The organism is Hydrogenophaga sp., assembly GCF_041633695.1.
Classification (GTDB): domain Bacteria; phylum Pseudomonadota; class Gammaproteobacteria; order Burkholderiales; family Burkholderiaceae_C; genus Hydrogenophaga.
In genome coordinates, this window is the sequence record NZ_JBFJMY010000041.1 from 1 (window position 1) to 17,506 (window position 17,506).

Here is a 17,506-nt window from a genome sequence, read left to right on the forward strand (position 1 = left end):
CCGAGGCGCTGGGTGTCAACCTGATGCGCAACAAGCTCACCGCGTTTCTGCTGTCGGTGCTGTACGCCGGTCTGGCTGGCGGCCTGTACGCCGGTTTCGTGCGCTTCCTGGGGCCCGATCTGGCGGGTGCGGCGCACGCCTTCGACATGACCATGTACATGATCATCGGCGGCCTGGGCACCTTGCTCGGCCCGCTGCTGGGTTCGCTGATGGTGCCCTGGATCACCCAGTACATGCAGTTCCTGCAGGAATACCGTTTCCTGATCTTCGGTCCCATCCTGATCGCCCTGGTGATCTTCGTGCCACACGGCATCGTGGGTACCTGGCTGGGCTGGCGCGCACGCAAGGCCTCGATGGCCGACGCCGCCAAGACCGCCCGCGCCACCAAGGAGTCTTCACGTGCTTGAGATCGAACACCTCACCAAACGCTTTGGTGGCAACGCTGCGGTCAACAAGGTCAGCACCACCATCGAAAAAGGCAAGATCAACGCGATCATCGGCCCCAACGGTGCCGGCAAGACGACCTTTTTCAACCTCATCAGCGGGGTGCACAAACCCAGCGAAGGCACCATCACTTTCGAAGGCCGCGACATCACCACGTTGCGCACCGACGAAGTGGCCTGCCTGGGCATCGCGCGCACCTTCCAGGCCACCACGCTGTTCGACATGGCGACGGTGCTGGACAACCTGATCGTCGGCCACCGCCTGCGCACCCGCTCGGGCTTGTGGGACGTGCTGGTCGGTTCGCAGCGCCTGAAAGAAGAAGAGCGCATCTGCCGCGAAAAGGCGCGCGAAGCGCTGGACTTCGTGGGCCTGTCGCACCTGGAAAACCGTATGGCCGGTGACGTGACGCAAGAGGAGCGCAAGCGCGTGGCTTTTGCGCTGGCCCTGGCCACCGCACCCAAGCTGCTGCTGCTGGACGAACCGGCGGGTGGCGTCAACCCCGACGAGACGCTGGGCCTGGCCGAGCTGATCCGCAAGATGGTGAAACACGGCCTGACCGTGTGCCTGATCGAGCACAAGATGGACATGATCATGAGCCTGGCCGACAAGATTCTGGTGCTCAGCTACGGTGAAAAGATCGCCGAGGGCACACCCGCTGAAGTGCGTGCCAACCCGGCCGTGATCGACGCCTACCTGGGGAGCGACCATGCTGACATTTGAGAACGTCGCGCTCTCTTACGGCAGCTTCCGCGCGCTCGATGGCGTGACCATGCACGCCGAAGCGGGTGAGCTGGTGGTCTTGCTGGGGGCCAATGGCGCGGGCAAGAGCTCCATCTTTCTCACCGCCAGTGGCTTGCACAAGGCGGCGGGCGGCAGCATCCGTTTTGGCAACACCGAACTGGTGGGCATGAAGCCCTCGCAGATCGTCAGCCATGGTCTGGTGCAATGCCCGGAGGGCCGCAAGCTGTTCACCGAAATGTCGGTGCTCAAAAACCTCATGCTGGGTGCCTATGTGCACCGTGGTGACAAAGCCGGCAACCGTTCGCGGCTGGAAGAGGTGTTGGCCCTGTTTCCTGTTCTGGACGAAAAGAAAGACGACGCGGCGGGCTCGCTCAGCGGCGGCCAACAGCAAATGGTCGCGATTGGACGTGCCCTCATGGGACGCCCCAAGGCGCTGTTGCTCGACGAGCCATCGCTGGGTCTGGCACCGCTGGTGGTCAAGCAGGTGTTCGAAGTCATCCAGCGCATCAACCGCGCCGGCACCACCGTGTTTCTGGCCGAACAAAACGCTTATGCGGCGCTGAAGATCGCCAACCGTGCCTATGTGCTGGAGCGTGGTCGCATCGTGCTCGAAGGCGACCGCGAAAGTCTGATCAACAACGAAGCCGTCCGCCGGGCTTACATCGGCGCCTAGTTTTTTCACCCACCCTCAAACAGGAGATATTCATGGTCATCAGAAGGCAATTCAACCAGCTCGCAACCGCTCTGGCACTCGGCGGCTTGCTCGTCGCGGCACCTGCGTTCGCGCAGGAAGTGGTCAAGATCGGTTTCTCCGGTCCCTTGAGCGGCGGTGCGGCCCAGTACGGCAAGAACACCCTCGACGGCATGAAGTTCGCTGTGGACGAACTCAACGCCAGCGGCTTTGAAGTGGCCGGCAAGAAGGTCAGGTTTGAGGTGGTGGCGCTGGACGACAAGTACAACCCGGCAGAGACCGCCATCAACTTCCAGCGCCTGGTGCAAGAGCACAAGACGCCGGTGGTGATGTGCCCGCACTCGGGTGGCGGTTTTGCCATCCAGACCACCAACGAGCAGATGAAAACGCTGCTGCTGTCGTACACCAGCGTGCCCCAGATCACCGAGCGCGGCAACAAGCTGACTCTGCGCATTCCGCCCGAATTCACCACCTACATTCCGGCGTTTGTCTCCCACGCCATGAAGAAGTTCGGCAAGAACCTGGCCATCGCCAACGCCGACCACGACTACGCCAAGGCCTGGACCAAAGCCTTTGTGCCGGCCTGGGAAGCCGCCGGTGGCAAGGTCGTGGCCGACAACCCGATGAGCTACAACAAGTCCACTGACTTCTACAGCGGCGTGAGCAAGGCCCTGGCCTCCAAGCCCGACGTGTTGTTCATCGGCGGTGCCTCCGAGCCCACCGGTCTGGTGGTCAAGCAGGCGCGTGAACTCGGCTTCAAGGGTGGCTTTGTCATCATCGACCAGGCCAAGATGGACCAGATGAAGCCCATCACCGGTGGCTACGGTCCGCTGGAAGGCGCCATTGGCGTGCTGCCCATGATCGACGACACCAACGCACCTGCCGTGGCCTTCACGCAGCGCTGGCTCAAGGCCAATCCTGGCCGCGACCCCAGCTCGGAAATCTCTCTGAACTACACCGCGATGCATGCCACCGCCCAGGCCATGAAGCTGGCAGGTTCCACCACCGACGCCGTGGCCATTCGCGCCCAGCTCGACAAGGCCATGAAGACCCTGCCTGCCAACTGGAACCCCAACGGTCTGGACGGCGTGGACGAGCGCGGCGGTTCGCTGGCCGACACCCGTGTTGCCGTCATCGACGGTGGCAAGGTCAAGGAAATGAAACTGAGCGAACTCGCCAAATAAGCCCTGCCGGGGCATGACACCACAGCCCGGCCACCTGTCCACCTTGGTGGACGGTTTGCAGTTCCCGGAAGCGCCGCGCTGGCGCCACGGGCGGCTGTGGTTTTCCGATTTTTTCCGCGAGCGCGTCTTCAGCGTCTCGCTCGCGGGCGACCTGCGCGAAGAAGCGCAAGTACCCGGCCACCCCAGCGGCCTGGGCTGGCGGCCCGATGGCACGCTGCTGGTGGTCTCCATGCACGACCGGTGTCTGATGGCCCGGGCACCCGGCGGGCCTGCCGACGCCGCGTCCACGCCCGCACCGCTACAACGCCTGGCCGATCTGTCGGCCTGGGTCGGTGGCCCTTGCAACGACATGGTGGTGGACGCGCAAGGCCGCGCCTACGTGGGCAACTTTGGTTTTGATCTGTACGCCGGCGAGACACCGCGCAGCACCTGCTTGCTGCGGGTCGATCTGGACGGCAGCGTGCACCGCGCCGCCGACGATGTGATGTTTCCCAATGGCATGGCGCTGGCCCCCGATGGCCGCACCCTGATCCTGGCCGAAACCCATGCCCAGCGCCTGAGCGCCTTCAGCGTGGACAAACTGGGTGCACTCTCACACCGACGCGTATTTGCCGACCTGCCGGGCGTTTACCCCGACGGACTGTGCCTGGACGACGAAGGCGCGGTCTGGGTCGCCGATGCACGGGGGCGCTGCGTGCTGCGGGTGCTTGACGGTCAAGGCGTGGTGCAGCGCATAGACACCGGTGAGCGCCACGCTTTCGCCTGCATGTTGGGTGGCGAAGACGGTTGCACCCTGTTTGTGTGTGCCGCGCCCGGCATAGGGGCGCTGCACGCGCGCACGCAACAAGGCCGCATAGAAACGACCCGGGTGCAGGTGCCGAGCGCGGGCCGGTCCTGACGTGTGTAGGGCTCAGGCCAACGCCAGCCAGCGTTCGCGCAGTTCGCGTTTGAGTATCTTGCCAATGGCGCTGCGCGGCAGTTCGTCCAGGTAGACCACGGCGGCCAGGCGCTGGGTCTTGCCGACCCGGCTGTTGAGCCACTGGCGCAGGGTTTCGGGCTCGGTGGCGTCGTTTGCACGTGGCACCACAAAGGCCACCGGGGTCTCGCCCCATTCGGTGCTGGGCACCCCCACCACCGCGACGTCGGCCACCGTTGGGTGTTGCCGCAGTTCGCTTTCCAGGTCGCTGGGGTAGATGTTGAAGCCGCCCGATATGACCATGTCTTTCTTGCGATCGAGCAGGGTGAGAAAGCCGTCGGCATCGAAGCGGCCGATGTCGCCGGTGCGTATGAAACGCTTGCCATCGGGATCGAACCACTCGGCTTCTCGGGTTTTTTCAGGCTGGCGGTGGTAGCCGCTCATCATGGCCGGCGAGTGCCCCACCACTTCGCCCGCCTCGCCCGGTGGCACTTCCACGCCGTCCTCGTCGATCAAGCGGATGTCGTGGCCCTCGGCCGGAAGGCCCACGGTGTGCAGTTTCTGCGGGTGCCGATGGGCCTCCAGAATGCAGGTGCCGCCGCCTTCGGTCATGCCGTAAAACTCCACCAGACCACCCGGCCAGCGCCGCAGGGCGTCGGCTTTCAGATCGGCGTGGAAGGGTGCGCTGGTGCAGAACTTGACTTGGAAGGCGGACAGGTCGTGTGCACCGAAACCGGGGTGGGCCAGCAGGCGCTGGTACTGCACCGGCACCAGCATGGTGTGGGTGACGCGGTGCTGCTGCGCCAGCGCAAGCCAGCGCCCGGCGTCGAACTTGGCCATCAGCACGACCGTACCGCCAAAGCCCAGCGTGGGGAACAGCACCACCAGCGTGGTGTTGGAGTACAGCGGCGTGGCCATGAGGCTGCAACCCTGCGGCCCATAGCCGTATTGGGCACCGCGCCGGACGTGCATGAAGCGCATGCCGTGCGATTGCACGATGCCTTTGGGTGTGCCGGTGGTCCCCGAGGAATAGATGATGTTGAACGGCGACTCGGGTGTGATGGCCACTGGCGCGGGGTACGCACCCACCGGGGCCAGCCAGTCGGACAGCGGCTGGCCGGGTGTTGCGGCGTCCAGCGCCACGCACAGCGGCAGGGCGCTCTCGGGCAGCAGCGGGGCGGCGGCGCCGTCCACCCATACACGCCGCGCCTGGGCGTCGCGCAGCATGCCGGCAAAGCCGTCGGGCGTGACCGAGTAGGCCAGCGGCGCCACCACCACACCGGCACGCAGGGCACCCAGAAACAGAGCCGCTTGCAGCGGTGTGGAAACACCACTCAAAGCCACCACCTCGCCTGCTTGCACACCGTCGCGCTGCAGCGCTGTGGCCACGCGGTCCATCAGCGCGTCCAGCTCGCCGTAGCTCAGCACCGTGCTGTCTTGCACCAAGGCGGCTTGATCGGGGCGGTCCTGGGCGTGCCGGCGCACCATGTCCGGCAGACTGGAAAAAGTATCGAGCATCGTCTTGGCGTTGTGGGGTGGTGGCCTGGATGCGTGGTCGTGCACACCCGGGCACCGGGTGGATGGGTTCAGCCGAACACGATCATGCCGCGCGCGTTCCGCCCATTCGCCAGATCGTCAAACGCCTGCGGCGCTTCGTCGATGGTGTAGCGGTGGGTGATGAGTTCGTCGAGCTTGAGGCGGCCGCCCTGGTAGAGCGACATGAGGCGTGGAAAGTCTTCGCGCGGGCGGGCTGAGCCGTAGTAGCTGCCCTTGAGGGTTTTTTCTTCGAGCGACAGGCTCACGGTTTTGAGTGTGGTGCTGTCTTGGCCGCTGGCCACACCCACCGCCACCGCCGTGCCGCCCTTGCGCAGCGCGCCATAGGCTTGGGCCACCACGCTGCCCAGGCCGACGCACTCAAATGCAAAATCGGCACCGCCGCCGGTGAGTTTTTTCAAGGCCTTGACCAGGTTCTCTTCGTTGGCGGCGTTCACGGTGTGGGTGGCGCCAAACAGGCGGGCCAGTTCCAGCTTGCTGTCCACGCGGTCCACCGCCACGATCATGGCAGCGCCTGCGATGGCGCAGCCCTGTATGGCGTTGAGCCCCACGCCACCAGCGCCGAACACGATGGCGATCGAACCTGCCGTGAGCTGGGCGGTGTTGACCACGGCGCCGAAGCCGGTCATCACACCGCAGCTGATGAGGGCGCAGCACTCCATGGGCAGGTCGTGTTCCACCTTGACCACGTTGTCCAGGTGTAGGGTGGCGTATTCGGCCATCACGCCGTTGCCGCAGAACACGTTGAGCGGCTGGTTGTGCATGTCGTGTGTGCGCACCGTGCCGTCGGGCAGGGTGAAGGCGGTCTTGGCGTTCTGGTCGCACAGCTGGGGGCGGCCGGCGGTGCAGTAGCGGCAGTGGCCGCACATGCTCACGAACGAGCTCACCACGCGGTCGCCCACGGCCAGACCTTTCACGCCTTCGCCCACCGCGACCACGCGGCCAGCGCCTTCGTGGCCCAGCACCACGGGCGGCGGTAGCGGGATCACCCCGGTGGCGGTGGACAGGTCGCTGTGGCAAACGCCGCAGGCCTCCATCTTCACCATGACTTCACCTTGCTGCGGCGGGTCGACCCAGATGTTTTCCACCACCACGGGTGCGCCGTGGGCCCGGGCGATGACGGCTTTGGCTTTTTGTTTCATGCGGAAAAGTCCTTTCTGTCTTGTTCGGCCTGGCGCTCTTGCAGCTCGCGCCACTGGATTTTGCCGCTTCCCGACTTCGGCAGGTGGTCGACAAAGGCCACGGTGCGTGGGCTTTTGTAAGCCGCCATGTGTTCGTGTGCCCAGGCCACGATGTCTTGCTCGCTCACCGGGTCCGGGTGCCCGGGTTTGAGCACCACAAAGGCCTTGACGGTCTCGCCGCGCTTGGCGTCTTGCGCACCGATCACACAAACTTCGTGGATCGCAGGGTGTTGGTACATCAGCGCTTCCACCTCGGCCGGCCACACCTTGTAGCCCGAGGCGTTGATCATGCGCTTGAGCCGGTCCGTCATGAAGAAGTAGCCGTCTTCGTCGATGCGGGCCAGATCGCCGGTGCGCAGAAAGCGCTTGCCATCGAGTTCGATGAAGGCCTCGGCATTGGCGCGCTCGTTGCGCCAGTAGCCCTGCATGACCTGCGGTGCGTGCACCACGATCTCACCGGTTTCGCCCAGAGGCAGCTCCGCCAGTGTGGTGGGGTCGACGATGCGTGCGTCCACATCGAATACCGGTATGCCCAGGCATTGGGGCTTGGGCCGGTGTGGTGGGTTGATGTGGGTGGCGGCCATGGTCTCGCTCATGCCGTAGCCCTCGACGTAATCGAGCCCGGTGAGTTCGCGCAGCTTCTTGGCCACCGCCACCGGCATGGCCGCGCCACCGCCGCGTATCCCGTTGAGGGCCGACAAGTCGTATTCGGCGATGCGTGGGTTGGCCAGAAAATCCACCACCATGGTGGAGATCGCTTGCCAGCTGGACACGCGGTGGCGTTGCATGAGTTCGGCGGCGGTCTCGCGGTCCCAGCGCGACATGATCACGATGGTGGCACCCAGAAACAGCGGGCCGTTCATGCCGCCGGCCATGCCGGTGACATGGAAGAAGGGCAGCACCGAGAGCATCACCGCGTCTTGCGTGCGCGCAAACCAGTGCATGCCACCGATGGCGGTGCACAACACGCTGCGGTGGGTGTGCATGCAGCCCTTGGGGTGGCCGGTGGTACCCGAGGTGTAGGGCATCACGCACAGGTCGTCGGGCCCGGCGGTGAGCGGGCCGGGCTGGCGCTGGGCGGCCAGCGCTTCGTTCCAGGCGTGCACACCCGCGCCAGCGAGCGCTTGGCGCGGCGCGCTCACGAAGTCGGGCAGGCGCAGGCCGGTGGCTTCGCGCAGGTAGTCGCTGTAGGCGGCCACCAGCACGTGTTGCAACGCGGGCGCCTCGGGTGGGGCATCGGGCCGCAGATGGGCTTGCAGTTGTGGCAGCAGGTCTTGCGCGGTGATGGCCACGGTGGCGCCGCTGTCGGCCACGTAGTGCGCGAGCTCCTCGCTCATGTTCATCGGGTTCACTGGCACCACGACCGCGTTGGCGCGCAGGATCGCGTAATAGCCCAGCACCCACTGCGGGCTGTTCTGCAAATACAGCAAGACGCGGTCGCCCGCTTGCACGCCGCAGTCGTGTTGCAGATAACCGGCCAGGCGCGTGGCCTGGTCGTGGAACTCGGAAAAGCTCAGCGCCGAGCCGTAGTACAGCAGGTAGGGCTTGTTCGGGTAGCGCCGGGCCGAGACTTCCGCGTTGTAAAAGAGGCTGGTCTCGGGCAGGGTGAGCTGGTGCGAGAGGTCTTGGGGCCAGTGGGCTTTGTGCAGCGCGGGCATGGGTTTGTGTGGCGGTGGTGCGGCGGTGGTGTGGGTCAGGACTTTGCGTTGTAGCGCGCCAGCTCTTCTTTGGCAATCGCGTTGCGGTGTACCTCGTCCGGGCCGTCGGCAAAGCGCAGCGTGCGGGTGGAGGCGTAGGCTTTTGCCAAGCCGAAATCGTCGCTCACACCGGCGCCGCCGTGCACCTGCATCGCCCAGTCGAACACCTGCAGCGCCAGCGATGGCGCCGCCACCTTGATCATGGCAATCTCCTGGCGCGCCTGTTTGTTGCCCACCTTGTCCATTTTCCAGGCCGCGTGCAGCACCAGAAAACGCGCCTGGTCGATCAGGATGCGCGACTGCGCGATGCGCTCCCGGGTGACACCCTGGTCGGCGATGCGTTTGCCAAAAGCGGTGCGCTGCGTGGCACGGCGGCACATGTCTTCCAGCGCGCGTTCGGCGCGGCCGATCACCCGCATGCAGTGGTGCACACGGCCAGGGCCCAGGCGGCCTTGGGCGATTTCGAAGCCCCGGCCTTCGCCCAGCAGGATGTTGCTGGCGGGCACGCGCACGTTCACAAAATCCACCTCCGCGTGGCCATGGGGCGCGTCGTCGTAGCCAAACACCGAGAGGTGGCGCAGCACCTTCACGCCGGGGGTGTCCATGGGTACGAGGATCATGGATTGCTGCGAGTGCTTGGGCGCTTCGGGGTCGGTCTTGCCCATGAAGATCATGATCTTGCAGCGCGGGTCGTTGGCGCCTGAGGTCCACCACTTGCGACCGTTGATCACGTAGTGATCGCCGTCGCGCGTGATGCGCGCTTCGATGTTGGTCGCGTCGCTGGAGGCCACGGCGGGTTCGGTCATGGCAAAGGCCGAACGGATCTCACCGGCCAACAAAGGCTTGAGCCACTGTTCCTTGTGCGCTTCGGTGCCGTAGCGCACGATGGTTTCCATGTTGCCGGTGTCGGGCGCCGAGCAGTTGAAAGGCTCGGACCCGATGGGCGAGCGGCCCATGATTTCGGCCAGGGGCGCGTATTCGAGGTTGCTGAGGCCCGCGCCCAGTTCGGACTCGGGCAGGAACAGGTTCCACAGGCCTTCGGCTTTGGCCTTGGTTTTTAAACCCTCCATCACGGCGGGTTCCTGCCAGGGGTTGCCCGCTGCACGAAAGGCGTTCATTTCCTCGGCGAACAGCGGTTCGGCGGGGTAGACGTGATCGGCCATGAAGGCTTTGACGCGCGCTTGCAAGGCCTGAACTTTGGGGGAATGGTCGAAATCCATGGAGATCCTGAAAAGAGGGAAAGATGTTCAGAGGGTTTGGGCCAGCGCCCAGGCTTGTTCGGCCAGTGGCCGCGCGCGCTTGCCGGTTTCCACGGCGCTGGCGTTGGAGGCGTTGCCTTGTTCGGCGCGTTTGGCAATGCCTTGCAGGATGCCCACCAGGCGGAACATGTTGAAGACCAGGTAGTAGTTCCAATCGGCCGCGGGTATGGGGGCCGTGCGCCCGGTGCGCTCCAGGTAGCGCTGCACATAGGCCGCTTCGCTGGGAATGCCCAGCGCGGCGAGGTCGGCGCCGGCCCCGCCGCGCGAGGCGCCGGCGGCCATGCGCCAGCCCATGCAGTGGTAGGCGAAGTCCACCAGCGGGTCGCCCAGGGTGGAGAGCTCCCAGTCGAGCACGGCCAAGATGCGCGGCTCGGTGGGGTGGAAGATCACGTTGTCCAGCCGGTAGTCACCGTGCACGATGCGGGTTTCGCCTTCGGCGGGCAGGTGTTGCGGCAGCCATTCGATCAGGCGGTCGGCGGCATCGATTGTTTCGGTTTCGGCGGCCTTGTATTGCCGCGTCCAGCGGGCCACCTGGCGCTCGATGTATTGGCCCGGCTTGCCGTAGTCGCCCAAGCCGATGGCGTTGGGGTCGACACGGTGCAGCGCCGCCATCACCCGGTTCAGTTCGTTGAACATCACGGTGCGCGCGGTTTTGTCCAAGCCGGGCAGCTTGGGGTCCCACAAAATGCGGCCTTCTACGTGGTCCATCACGTAAAAGCTGGAACCGATCACCCCGGGGTCTTCGCACAGCACATGCGCCTGGGCCACCGGCACCTCGGTTTTCGCCAGCGCGCTGATGACCCGAAACTCGCGGTCCACCGCGTGGGCCGAAGGCAGCAGGTCGCCCAAGGGCTTGCGCCGCAAAACGTATTTTTTCTCGCCAGCGCGCAACAGAAACGTGGGGTTGGATTGCCCGCCTTTGAACTGTTCCACCTGCAAGGGCGCATCGCCCAGTGCGGGCATGCGCGGGGTGAGCCAGGCGCGCAGGCGCTCCACGTCGAACACATGTTGCGCCGCTACGGGGCGGGTGCCGCTGAACTGCGCTTGCAGGACGTCGCTCATACCGCCGAGCTGCCGCCGTCGACCGCGATGTATTGGCCGGTGATGTGGCGCGAGGCTTCGCTGGCGAGGAACACGACTGTGCCCATCAGGTCTTCGTCGCCGCCCAGGCGTTTCAGTGGCGAGCGCGCGATCACGGCTTCGCCAATGGTGTCCAGCAAACCGGCCGACATCTTCGATGGAAAAAAACCGGGGCAGATGGCGTTCACGTTGATGTTGTACCGGCCCCATTCACCGGCCAGCGCACGGCTCAGGTTGATGGCCGCCGCCTTGGAGGTGTTGTAGGCCACGGTCTGCACGCCAGCGCCCATGCCCTTGAGGCCGGCCACGGATGCGATGGTGATGATCTTGCCCTTTTTGCGCGGAATCATGCAGCGCTTGCCCACTTCGCGTGCCAGAAAAAATGGTGCATTCACGTTGAGGTTCATGACCTTGTGCCAGGCCGCATCGGGGTAGTCTTCGGCGGGCGCTCCCCAGGTGGCACCGGCGTTGTTGACCAGGATGTCGATCGGCCCCAGGCCTTCGATCACGGAGTCCACCAGCGGTGCGATGCCGTCGGCCTTTTGCAGATCGTTCACCACGGTGAGCACGGTGATGCCCTTGCTCTCCAGGTGCTTCTTCGCGTCGGCCAGCTCATCGGCCTTGCGGGCGCTGATCGCCACCTTGGCGCCCATCTCGCCCAGGGCTTCTGCCATTTGCAGGCCCAGGCCGCGCGAGCCGCCGGTGATCAAGGCCACCTGGCCGTCGAGTTGGAACAGTTGTTTGACGCTCATGTTGGTCTCCTTTCTTGTAGGGGCGATGCGGTCTTCAGCAGACTTCGAACAGGCCGGCCGCACCCTGGCCGCCGCCTATGCACATGGTGACCACCACGTATTTCGCGCCGCGCCGCTTGCCTTCGATCAGCGCGTGGCCGGTCAGTCGCGCGCCGCTCACGCCGTAGGGGTGGCCCACTGCAATGGCGCCGCCGTTCACGTTGAGCAGCTCGTCTGGAATGCCCAGCTTGTCGCGGCTGTAGAGCACCTGGCAGGCGAAGGCTTCGTTGAGTTCCCACAGGCCAATGTCTTCCACTTTCAACCCGGCGCGCTGCAGCAGGCGTGGCACGGCGAACACCGGGCCGATGCCCATTTCGTCGGGCTCACAACCGGCCACCGCAAAGCCGCGGAAGATGCCCAGGGGTTGGATGCCGAGCTGTTCGGCGCGTTTGCCGTTCATCACGACGCAGGCCGAAGCGCCGTCGGAAAACTGGCTGGCGTTGCCGGCGGTGACCACGCCACCGGGCAGAGCGGCGCGGATTTTCGACACCGCCTCGATCGTGGTGTCCGGGCGTATGCCCTCGTCGGAATCGATGGTGACTTCGCGGGTGGTGACGCGGCCCGTGGCCTTGTCGACCACACCCATGGTGGTGGTCATGGGCACGATTTCGTCTTTGAACTTGCCCGCGGCTTGTGCGGCGGCGGCGCGTTGTTGGCTGCGCACGCCGTATGCGTCTTGCGCTTCTTTGCTGATCTTGTAGCGCGACGACACCGTTTCGGCCGTCTGCAGCATGCTCCAGTAGAGCTCGGGCTTGTGTTCCACCAGCCAGGGATCGCGCCGCATGTGGGTGTTGGCTTCGTTCTGCACGCAACTGATGCTCTCCACGCCACCGGCCACGATGGCGGGGCAGCCTTCGACCATCACGCGTTGCGCGGCCATGGCGATGGTCTGCAGGCCCGAGGAACAGAAACGGTTGACGCTCATACCGCCCACGGTCACGGGCAGGCCGGCACGCAGGGCGATGGCGCGCGCAATATTGCCGCCGGTCGTGCCTTCGCCGAAAGTGCCACCCATGATGCAGTCTTCGATCTCGTTCGGGTCTATGCCCGAACGCGCAACGGCGTGTTGCACCGCATGGCCGCCGAGCGACGCGCCATAAGTCATGTTGAAAGCGCCCTTCCAGCTCTTGGCCAGACCGGTGCGTGCGGTGGAAACGATGACAGCGTCAATCATGAGGTTGCTCCGAAGAATGTTGGGGGTGCGACGCTGCCAGTCCCAGGGCTCCCGAAGATCCGGCTTTGCCGGTCCAAGGGAGCGTCCCCCTCAGGGGGAAGACGCGCAGCGGCGCAGGGGGGATCAAAAAGTTTTTCCTTCTTCGGCCAGCTGCACCAGCAGCGGCGCGGGTTGCCACGAGGCGTCGGCGCCAGGTTCTGCGGCGAAGCGGCGCAGGGCGCGCACCACGTTGGCCAAGCCCATTTCGTTGGCATGGCACATGGGGCCGCCGCGCCGGGCCGGGAAGCCGTAGCCGTTGAGGTACACCAGGTCCGCATCGGAGGCGCGCACGGCGATGCCTTCGGCCAAAATGCGCGCGCCTTCGTTGACCAGCGCGTAAATGCAGCGTTCGACCACTTCTTCGTCGCTCACCTTACGAGGCGTCACGCCCTTGGCGCTGCGGTAGTCGGCGATCAGGTTGTCGACCAGTGCTTCGGTTTGCGGCTCGCGCACGCCGGCTTCGTAGCGGTACCAGCCTGCGCCCGTTTTCTGGCCGAAACGGCCCAACTCACACAGCTTGTCGGCGATGGTGGGCTCGTGCGGCACGCCGGCCTCGGCCGCCTTGCGCTTGCGTGTGGCCCAGCCAATGTCCAGGCCCGCCAGATCTCCGACGCGGAACGGGCCCATGGCGTAGCCAAAGCGCTCCATGGCCTTGTCGATCTGTTGGGGTGCGGCGCCCGCCACCACCAGCGCGTTGGCGGCGGCGCCGTAGCGCGCCAGCATGCGGTTGCCGATGAAGCCGTCGCACACGCCGGAGACCACCGCCACCTTCTTGATCTGCTTGCCCAGCGCAAGCGCCGTGGCCATCACGTCGTCGGCGGTTTTTTCACCGCGCACGATCTCCAGCAGCTTCATGATGTTGGCCGGGCTGAAGAAGTGCAGACCCAACACGTCGTGCGGGCGTTTCGTGAAGCTGGCGATGGTGTTGATGTCGAGATACGAGGTGTTGGACGCGAGGATGGCGCCGGGTTTGCACACCGCGTCGAGTTGCGTGAACACCTTCTCTTTCACGTCCATCTGCTCGAACACGGCTTCGATGACCAGATCCACGTTTTTGAAGGCCGCGTAATCCAGCGTGGGCGTGATCAGCGCCATGCGCTGCTCGACCTGCTCCTGGGTGATCTTGCCGCGCTTGGCGCTGTTCTCGTAGTTGCGGCGGATGGTGGCCAGGCCCCGGTCCAGCGCTTCTTGCGCGGTTTCCAACAGCACCACGGGTGTGCCGATGTTGAGGAAGTTCATGGAGATGCCGCCGCCCATGGTGCCGGCACCGATCACACCCACGGTCTTGATGGCGCGCAGGGGCGTGTCGGCCGGAATATCGGGCAGCTTGCCGGCGGCGCGTTCGGCCGCGAACACGTGGCGGGCCGCGCGCGACTCTGGCGTGGCCATGAGGGCGAAGAAGGCGGCGCGCTCGCGCTTGAGGCCTTCGTCGAACGGTTGCGTCACCGAGTCGGCCACACACTCCACGCATTGCAGGGGCGCGGGCAGGCCCTTGGCCGCAGCCTTGACGCTGTTGCGGGCGAATTGCAAAAAGGCGTCGGCGCCAGCGCTGGGCACCTTCACATCGCGCAGGCGGCGCAGGGGCAGTTTGTCTTTCACAGCGCGCTCGGCAAAGGCCATGGCGGCGGCGACCACGTCGGTATCCACCAGTTCATCGACCAAGGCCGTGCCGGCGAACGACGCGGCTTTTTGCGGCGCGCCCGAGACGATCATGTTGAGCGCGGCTTCCAGGCCAATCGCACGCGGCAGGCGCTGCGTGCCCCCGGCACCGGGCAGCAGGCCGAGCTTCACTTCGGGCAGGCCCAGGGTGGCGTCTTTTTTCGCCACGCGGAAGTGGCAGCCCAGGGCGAGTTCGAGGCCACCACCCAGTGCATGGCCTGCGATGGCGGCCACCACCGGTTTGGATGCGTTCTCCAGCGCACGGATCACGTCCGGCAGGTTGGGCGACATGGACGATTTCGGCGTGCCGAACTCTTTCACATCGGCGCCGCCAGAGAAGATTTTTTCGCCGCCGGTGAGCACGATGGCGGTGATGGTCGGGTCGGCCAGCGCGCGGTCCAGACCGGCGACGATGCCGCTGCGCAGCGCATGCCCCAGTCCGTTGACCGGCGGGTTGTTCAGGGTGAGCACGGCCAATGGTCCGTGCACGGCGTAATCCAGTGCGGTCATGAGCGGGTGTTCCAGTGAAACAGGCAAAAAGAAGACCGACCAGGGGCCGGTTTTGTGGTGAAGGCAGGTAATTTGTTCTGCACTGCAGTTTTATATGCTGCATCGCAGGCAATATGATAGCCACTTCGAACCAGCGCTGTAAAGCGTGAAAACCCGCTGCGGCACCCGTGCCAGCCCCCTTGGAGACACCGCCATGACACCTGTTGAACTGTTGTGCGCCCGCGACCTGCGCTTTCAGTTGTACGAGCTGCTGGGCGCCGAGGCGTTGACCCAGCGCCCCCGGTATGCCGAGCACAACCGCGAGACGTTTGAGGCCGCCATCGACACCGCCCAGTCCATGGCGCAAAGCCTGTTCGCGCCCCACAACCGCGAGGCCGACGAACACGAACCCCGGTTCCAGGACGGCCGTGTGCAGATGGTGGCGGGCGTGGCCCCTGCGGTGCGCGCGTTCTGCGACGCGGGTTTTCTGGCCGCCACCGCCGACGAGGCCAGCGGCGGCATGCAGTTGCCGGTGCTGGTCTCACAGGCCTGCTGGTCGCTGTTTCGCAGCGCCAACGTGGCCACCACGTCCTACGTGGGTCTGACCGCCGCCAACGCCAACGTGATCGACAAATTCGGCAGCGATGCGCAAAAACGGCGCTACCTGGGCGCGCTGCGCGCGGGGCGCTTCTTTGGCACCATGGCGCTGACCGAGCCGCAAGCGGGCTCCAGCCTGTCGGACCTGTGCAGCAGCGCCACGCCCTTGGCCGATGGCCACTACGCCATCAAGGGCCAGAAAATTTTCATCTCGGGTGGCGACCACGATCTGGCCGAGAACATCGTGCACCTGGTGCTGGCCCGTCTGCCCGGCGCCAAGCCTGGCGTGCATGGCCTGTCGCTGTTCATCGTGCCCAAATTCCGGGTGGACGACGATGGGCGCGTGGGTGGCTCGAACGATGTGGCCTTGGCCGGTCTGATCCACAAATGCGGCTGGCGCGGCACCACCTCCACCATGCTGTCTTTTGGCGAGAACGGAGGCTGTGTGGGCGAGCTGATCGGCCAGCCCCACGCCGGTCTGGCCTGCATGTTCCACATGATGAACGAGGCCCGCATCGGCGTGGGCATGGGCGCGGTGATGCTGGGCTACCGTGGGTATCTGGCGGCTTTGGCTTACGCCCGCGAGCGTCCGCAGGGCCGCCACCCCGGTGCCAAGGATCCGAGCGAGCCGCAGCGCATGCTGATCGAGCACGCCGATGTGCGGCGCATGTTGCTGGCACAAAAGGCTTACGTGGAAGGTGCGTACTCGCTGGCCATGACCGCCGCCCGCCTGGTGGATGAGCAAAAGACGGGCGAGAGCGACACCGCGCGCAACGAAGCCTCGCTGTTGCTGGATTTGCTCACCCCCATCGTCAAATCCTGGCCCAGCCAGTGGTGCCTGGAAGCCAACAGCCTGGCGATCCAGGTGCTGGGCGGCTACGGCTATACACGCGAATACCCGGTGGAGCAGTACTGGCGCGACAACCGCCTGAACATGATCCACGAGGGCACGCACGGTATACAGGCCATGGACTTGCTGGGCCGCAAGGTGGTGATTCAGAACGGCGCGGCGCTGGCGTTGTTGGACCGGCAAATCGGCGGCACCCTGGTCGAGGCCCAGCCCTGGCCGGCGCTGGACGAGCAGGTGCGGGCACTGGCCCAGGCCTGGGACGACGTGCAGGCCACGGTGGATGCGCTGCGACCGCTGCTGGCGCAAGACCCGCGCGCGGGCTTGGCCAACGCCCATTTGTTTCTGGAAGCCTTTGGCCACCTGGTGCTGGCCTGGACCTGGCTGCGCCAGGCCGTGGTGGCCGAACGCGCCTTGGCCGCCGGCACGGCCCCGGACGACGAGGCGTTTTACCGGGGCAAGCTGCAAGCCTGCCGCTGGTTCTTCAAATGGGAGCTGCCCCGGGTGGCGCCGCAACTGGCCTTGTTGCGCAGCCAGGACGACACGGTGCTGAACATGGCCGCCGACTGGTTTTGACGCCCGCCTGCAGAGTCCGCAAGCCTCGCCAGCATCAGTGCGGCAGGCTGGCCTCCAGGCGACCTATCAATTCCAGCAGGCGGGGGCGCACCTCGCGCAGCAGGTATTCGGGCGAGAGCTTGAAAGACGGTCCACCCACGTTGATGGCCATCATGGGCAGGCCGTTGCCGGGATCGAAGGCGCGGGCAATGCCGTTCACATCTTTTTGCCAGTCGCCAAACGAGCAGGTCACGCCCAGCTCCACATAGTCGCGCAGCGATTGTTCGATGCCGCGTTGCACGCCGGGCCAGGCCACGTCGTCGAGCTCACGCACCTGGTCCATCACGCTGAAGCGTTCGCGCTCGGGCACAGCTGCCAACCAGGCGCGGCCAATGGCCGAGGTGGCGATCGGCATGCGCGAACCCACGTCCAGGGTCAGCGTCAAGGCAGCGGCGCTGCGGCAATGCTCCACGTAGATCAGCGAGAGTTTGTCGCGCACGCCCAGCGACACGGTGGAATTGGAGTAGTCGGCCAGCTCTTGCATCATGGGCCGGGCGATTTTTCGCACGTCCAGCCGCGTCAGCATGGCGCTGCCCAGCGCCAGGCAG

14 protein-coding genes and 1 pseudogene are annotated in these 17,506 nt (G+C 65.4%); 6 read left to right on the top strand and 9 right to left on the bottom strand.

What is annotated here, in order from left to right; all coding sequences use genetic code 11:
* The 5 genes and pseudogenes from ABYB95_RS04275 to ABYB95_RS04295 all read left to right on the top strand — a co-directional run.
* Window positions 1–407: pseudogene (locus ABYB95_RS04275) on the top strand (branched-chain amino acid ABC transporter permease); the annotation flags it as partial.
* The gene (locus ABYB95_RS04280; RefSeq protein WP_372657213.1) at window positions 400–1,164 is read left to right on the top strand and encodes an ABC transporter ATP-binding protein; all 765 of its coding nucleotides are present in this window, start codon (window positions 400–402) and stop codon (window positions 1,162–1,164) included. The pseudogene ABYB95_RS04275 and the gene ABYB95_RS04280, both read left to right, overlap by 8 nt.
* On the top strand, window positions 1,151–1,858 hold the full coding sequence (locus tag ABYB95_RS04285; protein ID WP_372657214.1) for an ABC transporter ATP-binding protein: 708 nt from the start codon (window positions 1,151–1,153) through the stop codon (window positions 1,856–1,858). The genes ABYB95_RS04280 and ABYB95_RS04285 overlap by 14 nt, the downstream gene beginning before the upstream one ends.
* 32 nt (window positions 1,859–1,890) lie before the next feature.
* Window positions 1,891–3,060: an ABC transporter substrate-binding protein gene (locus tag ABYB95_RS04290; protein WP_372657215.1), complete on the top strand. Its 1,170-nt coding sequence runs from the start codon at window positions 1,891–1,893 to the stop codon at window positions 3,058–3,060.
* A 13-nt stretch (window positions 3,061–3,073) separates the two neighbouring features.
* Window positions 3,074–3,958, top strand: a complete 885-nt coding sequence (locus ABYB95_RS04295; protein ID WP_372657216.1) for an SMP-30/gluconolactonase/LRE family protein — start codon at window positions 3,074–3,076, stop codon at window positions 3,956–3,958.
* Between the two features lie 12 nt (window positions 3,959–3,970).
* Here the strand turns inward: ABYB95_RS04295 and ABYB95_RS04300 are convergent, their stop codons facing one another.
* The 8 genes from ABYB95_RS04300 to ABYB95_RS04335 all read right to left on the bottom strand — a co-directional run bounded on the left by ABYB95_RS04300 (window position 3,971) and on the right by ABYB95_RS04335 (window position 14,920).
* Window positions 3,971–5,494 (bottom strand): class I adenylate-forming enzyme family protein, encoded by a 1,524-nt coding sequence (locus tag ABYB95_RS04300; RefSeq protein ID WP_372657217.1) that lies wholly within the window; start codon window positions 5,492–5,494, stop codon window positions 3,971–3,973.
* A 68-nt stretch (window positions 5,495–5,562) separates the two neighbouring features.
* Window positions 5,563–6,672, bottom strand: coding sequence for a zinc-binding dehydrogenase (locus ABYB95_RS04305; RefSeq protein WP_372657218.1), 1,110 nt, complete (start codon window positions 6,670–6,672; stop codon window positions 5,563–5,565).
* The gene (locus ABYB95_RS04310; protein WP_372657219.1) at window positions 6,669–8,369 is read right to left on the bottom strand and encodes a long-chain fatty acid--CoA ligase; all 1,701 of its coding nucleotides are present in this window, start codon (window positions 8,367–8,369) and stop codon (window positions 6,669–6,671) included. Before ABYB95_RS04310 ends, ABYB95_RS04305 begins: the two co-directional genes overlap by 4 nt.
* A gap of 35 nt (window positions 8,370–8,404) precedes the next feature.
* Complete coding sequence (locus tag ABYB95_RS04315; RefSeq protein ID WP_372657220.1) at window positions 8,405–9,628, bottom strand: acyl-CoA dehydrogenase family protein; 1,224 nt, start codon at window positions 9,626–9,628, stop codon at window positions 8,405–8,407.
* Between the two features lie 27 nt (window positions 9,629–9,655).
* Window positions 9,656–10,729 carry a phosphotransferase gene (locus ABYB95_RS04320; protein ID WP_372657221.1) on the bottom strand — a complete coding sequence of 358 codons (1,074 nt, stop codon included), beginning with the start codon at window positions 10,727–10,729 and terminating at the stop codon, window positions 9,656–9,658.
* Window positions 10,726–11,499 (bottom strand): SDR family oxidoreductase, encoded by a 774-nt coding sequence (locus ABYB95_RS04325; protein ID WP_372657222.1) that lies wholly within the window; start codon window positions 11,497–11,499, stop codon window positions 10,726–10,728. The genes ABYB95_RS04320 and ABYB95_RS04325 overlap by 4 nt, the downstream gene beginning before the upstream one ends.
* 34 nt (window positions 11,500–11,533) lie before the next feature.
* Window positions 11,534–12,712, bottom strand: a complete 1,179-nt coding sequence (locus ABYB95_RS04330; protein WP_372657223.1) for an acetyl-CoA C-acyltransferase — start codon at window positions 12,710–12,712, stop codon at window positions 11,534–11,536.
* 123 nt (window positions 12,713–12,835) lie between these two features.
* Window positions 12,836–14,920, bottom strand: a complete 2,085-nt coding sequence (locus ABYB95_RS04335; protein WP_372657224.1) for a 3-hydroxyacyl-CoA dehydrogenase NAD-binding domain-containing protein — start codon at window positions 14,918–14,920, stop codon at window positions 12,836–12,838.
* Window positions 14,921–15,113: 193 nt separating this feature from the next.
* Between ABYB95_RS04335 and ABYB95_RS04340 the strand changes: the two genes are divergently transcribed.
* A complete protein-coding gene (locus tag ABYB95_RS04340) occupies window positions 15,114–16,919 on the top strand; it encodes an acyl-CoA dehydrogenase (RefSeq protein WP_372657225.1) in 1,806 nt (601 codons plus the stop codon).
* 34 nt (window positions 16,920–16,953) lie between these two features.
* On the opposite strand, the gene ABYB95_RS04345 is transcribed toward ABYB95_RS04340, so the two are convergent.
* On the bottom strand, window positions 16,954–17,506 hold a 553-nt coding region (locus ABYB95_RS04345), incomplete at its 5' end, for an IclR family transcriptional regulator (protein ID WP_372657226.1).

Excerpts from the sequence above, each read along its gene's own strand:
- ABYB95_RS04285 (WP_372657214.1), top strand. The coding sequence starts at position 1,151 with ATGCTGACATTTGAGAACGTCGCGCTCTCTTACGGCAGCTTCCGCGCG.
- ABYB95_RS04290 (WP_372657215.1), top strand. The coding sequence starts at position 1,891 with ATGGTCATCAGAAGGCAATTCAACCAGCTCGCAACCGCTCTGGCACTC.
- ABYB95_RS04295 (WP_372657216.1), top strand. The coding sequence starts at position 3,074 with ATGACACCACAGCCCGGCCACCTGTCCACCTTGGTGGACGGTTTGCAG.
- ABYB95_RS04300 (WP_372657217.1), bottom strand. The coding sequence starts at position 5,494 with ATGCTCGATACTTTTTCCAGTCTGCCGGACATGGTGCGCCGGCACGCC.
- ABYB95_RS04305 (WP_372657218.1), bottom strand. The coding sequence starts at position 6,672 with ATGAAACAAAAAGCCAAAGCCGTCATCGCCCGGGCCCACGGCGCACCC.
- ABYB95_RS04310 (WP_372657219.1), bottom strand. The coding sequence starts at position 8,369 with ATGCCCGCGCTGCACAAAGCCCACTGGCCCCAAGACCTCTCGCACCAG.
- ABYB95_RS04315 (WP_372657220.1), bottom strand. The coding sequence starts at position 9,628 with ATGGATTTCGACCATTCCCCCAAAGTTCAGGCCTTGCAAGCGCGCGTC.
- ABYB95_RS04320 (WP_372657221.1), bottom strand. The coding sequence starts at position 10,729 with ATGAGCGACGTCCTGCAAGCGCAGTTCAGCGGCACCCGCCCCGTAGCG.
- ABYB95_RS04325 (WP_372657222.1), bottom strand. The coding sequence starts at position 11,499 with ATGAGCGTCAAACAACTGTTCCAACTCGACGGCCAGGTGGCCTTGATC.
- ABYB95_RS04330 (WP_372657223.1), bottom strand. The coding sequence starts at position 12,712 with ATGATTGACGCTGTCATCGTTTCCACCGCACGCACCGGTCTGGCCAAG.
- ABYB95_RS04335 (WP_372657224.1), bottom strand. The coding sequence starts at position 14,920 with ATGACCGCACTGGATTACGCCGTGCACGGACCATTGGCCGTGCTCACC.
- ABYB95_RS04340 (WP_372657225.1), top strand. The coding sequence starts at position 15,114 with ATGACACCTGTTGAACTGTTGTGCGCCCGCGACCTGCGCTTTCAGTTG.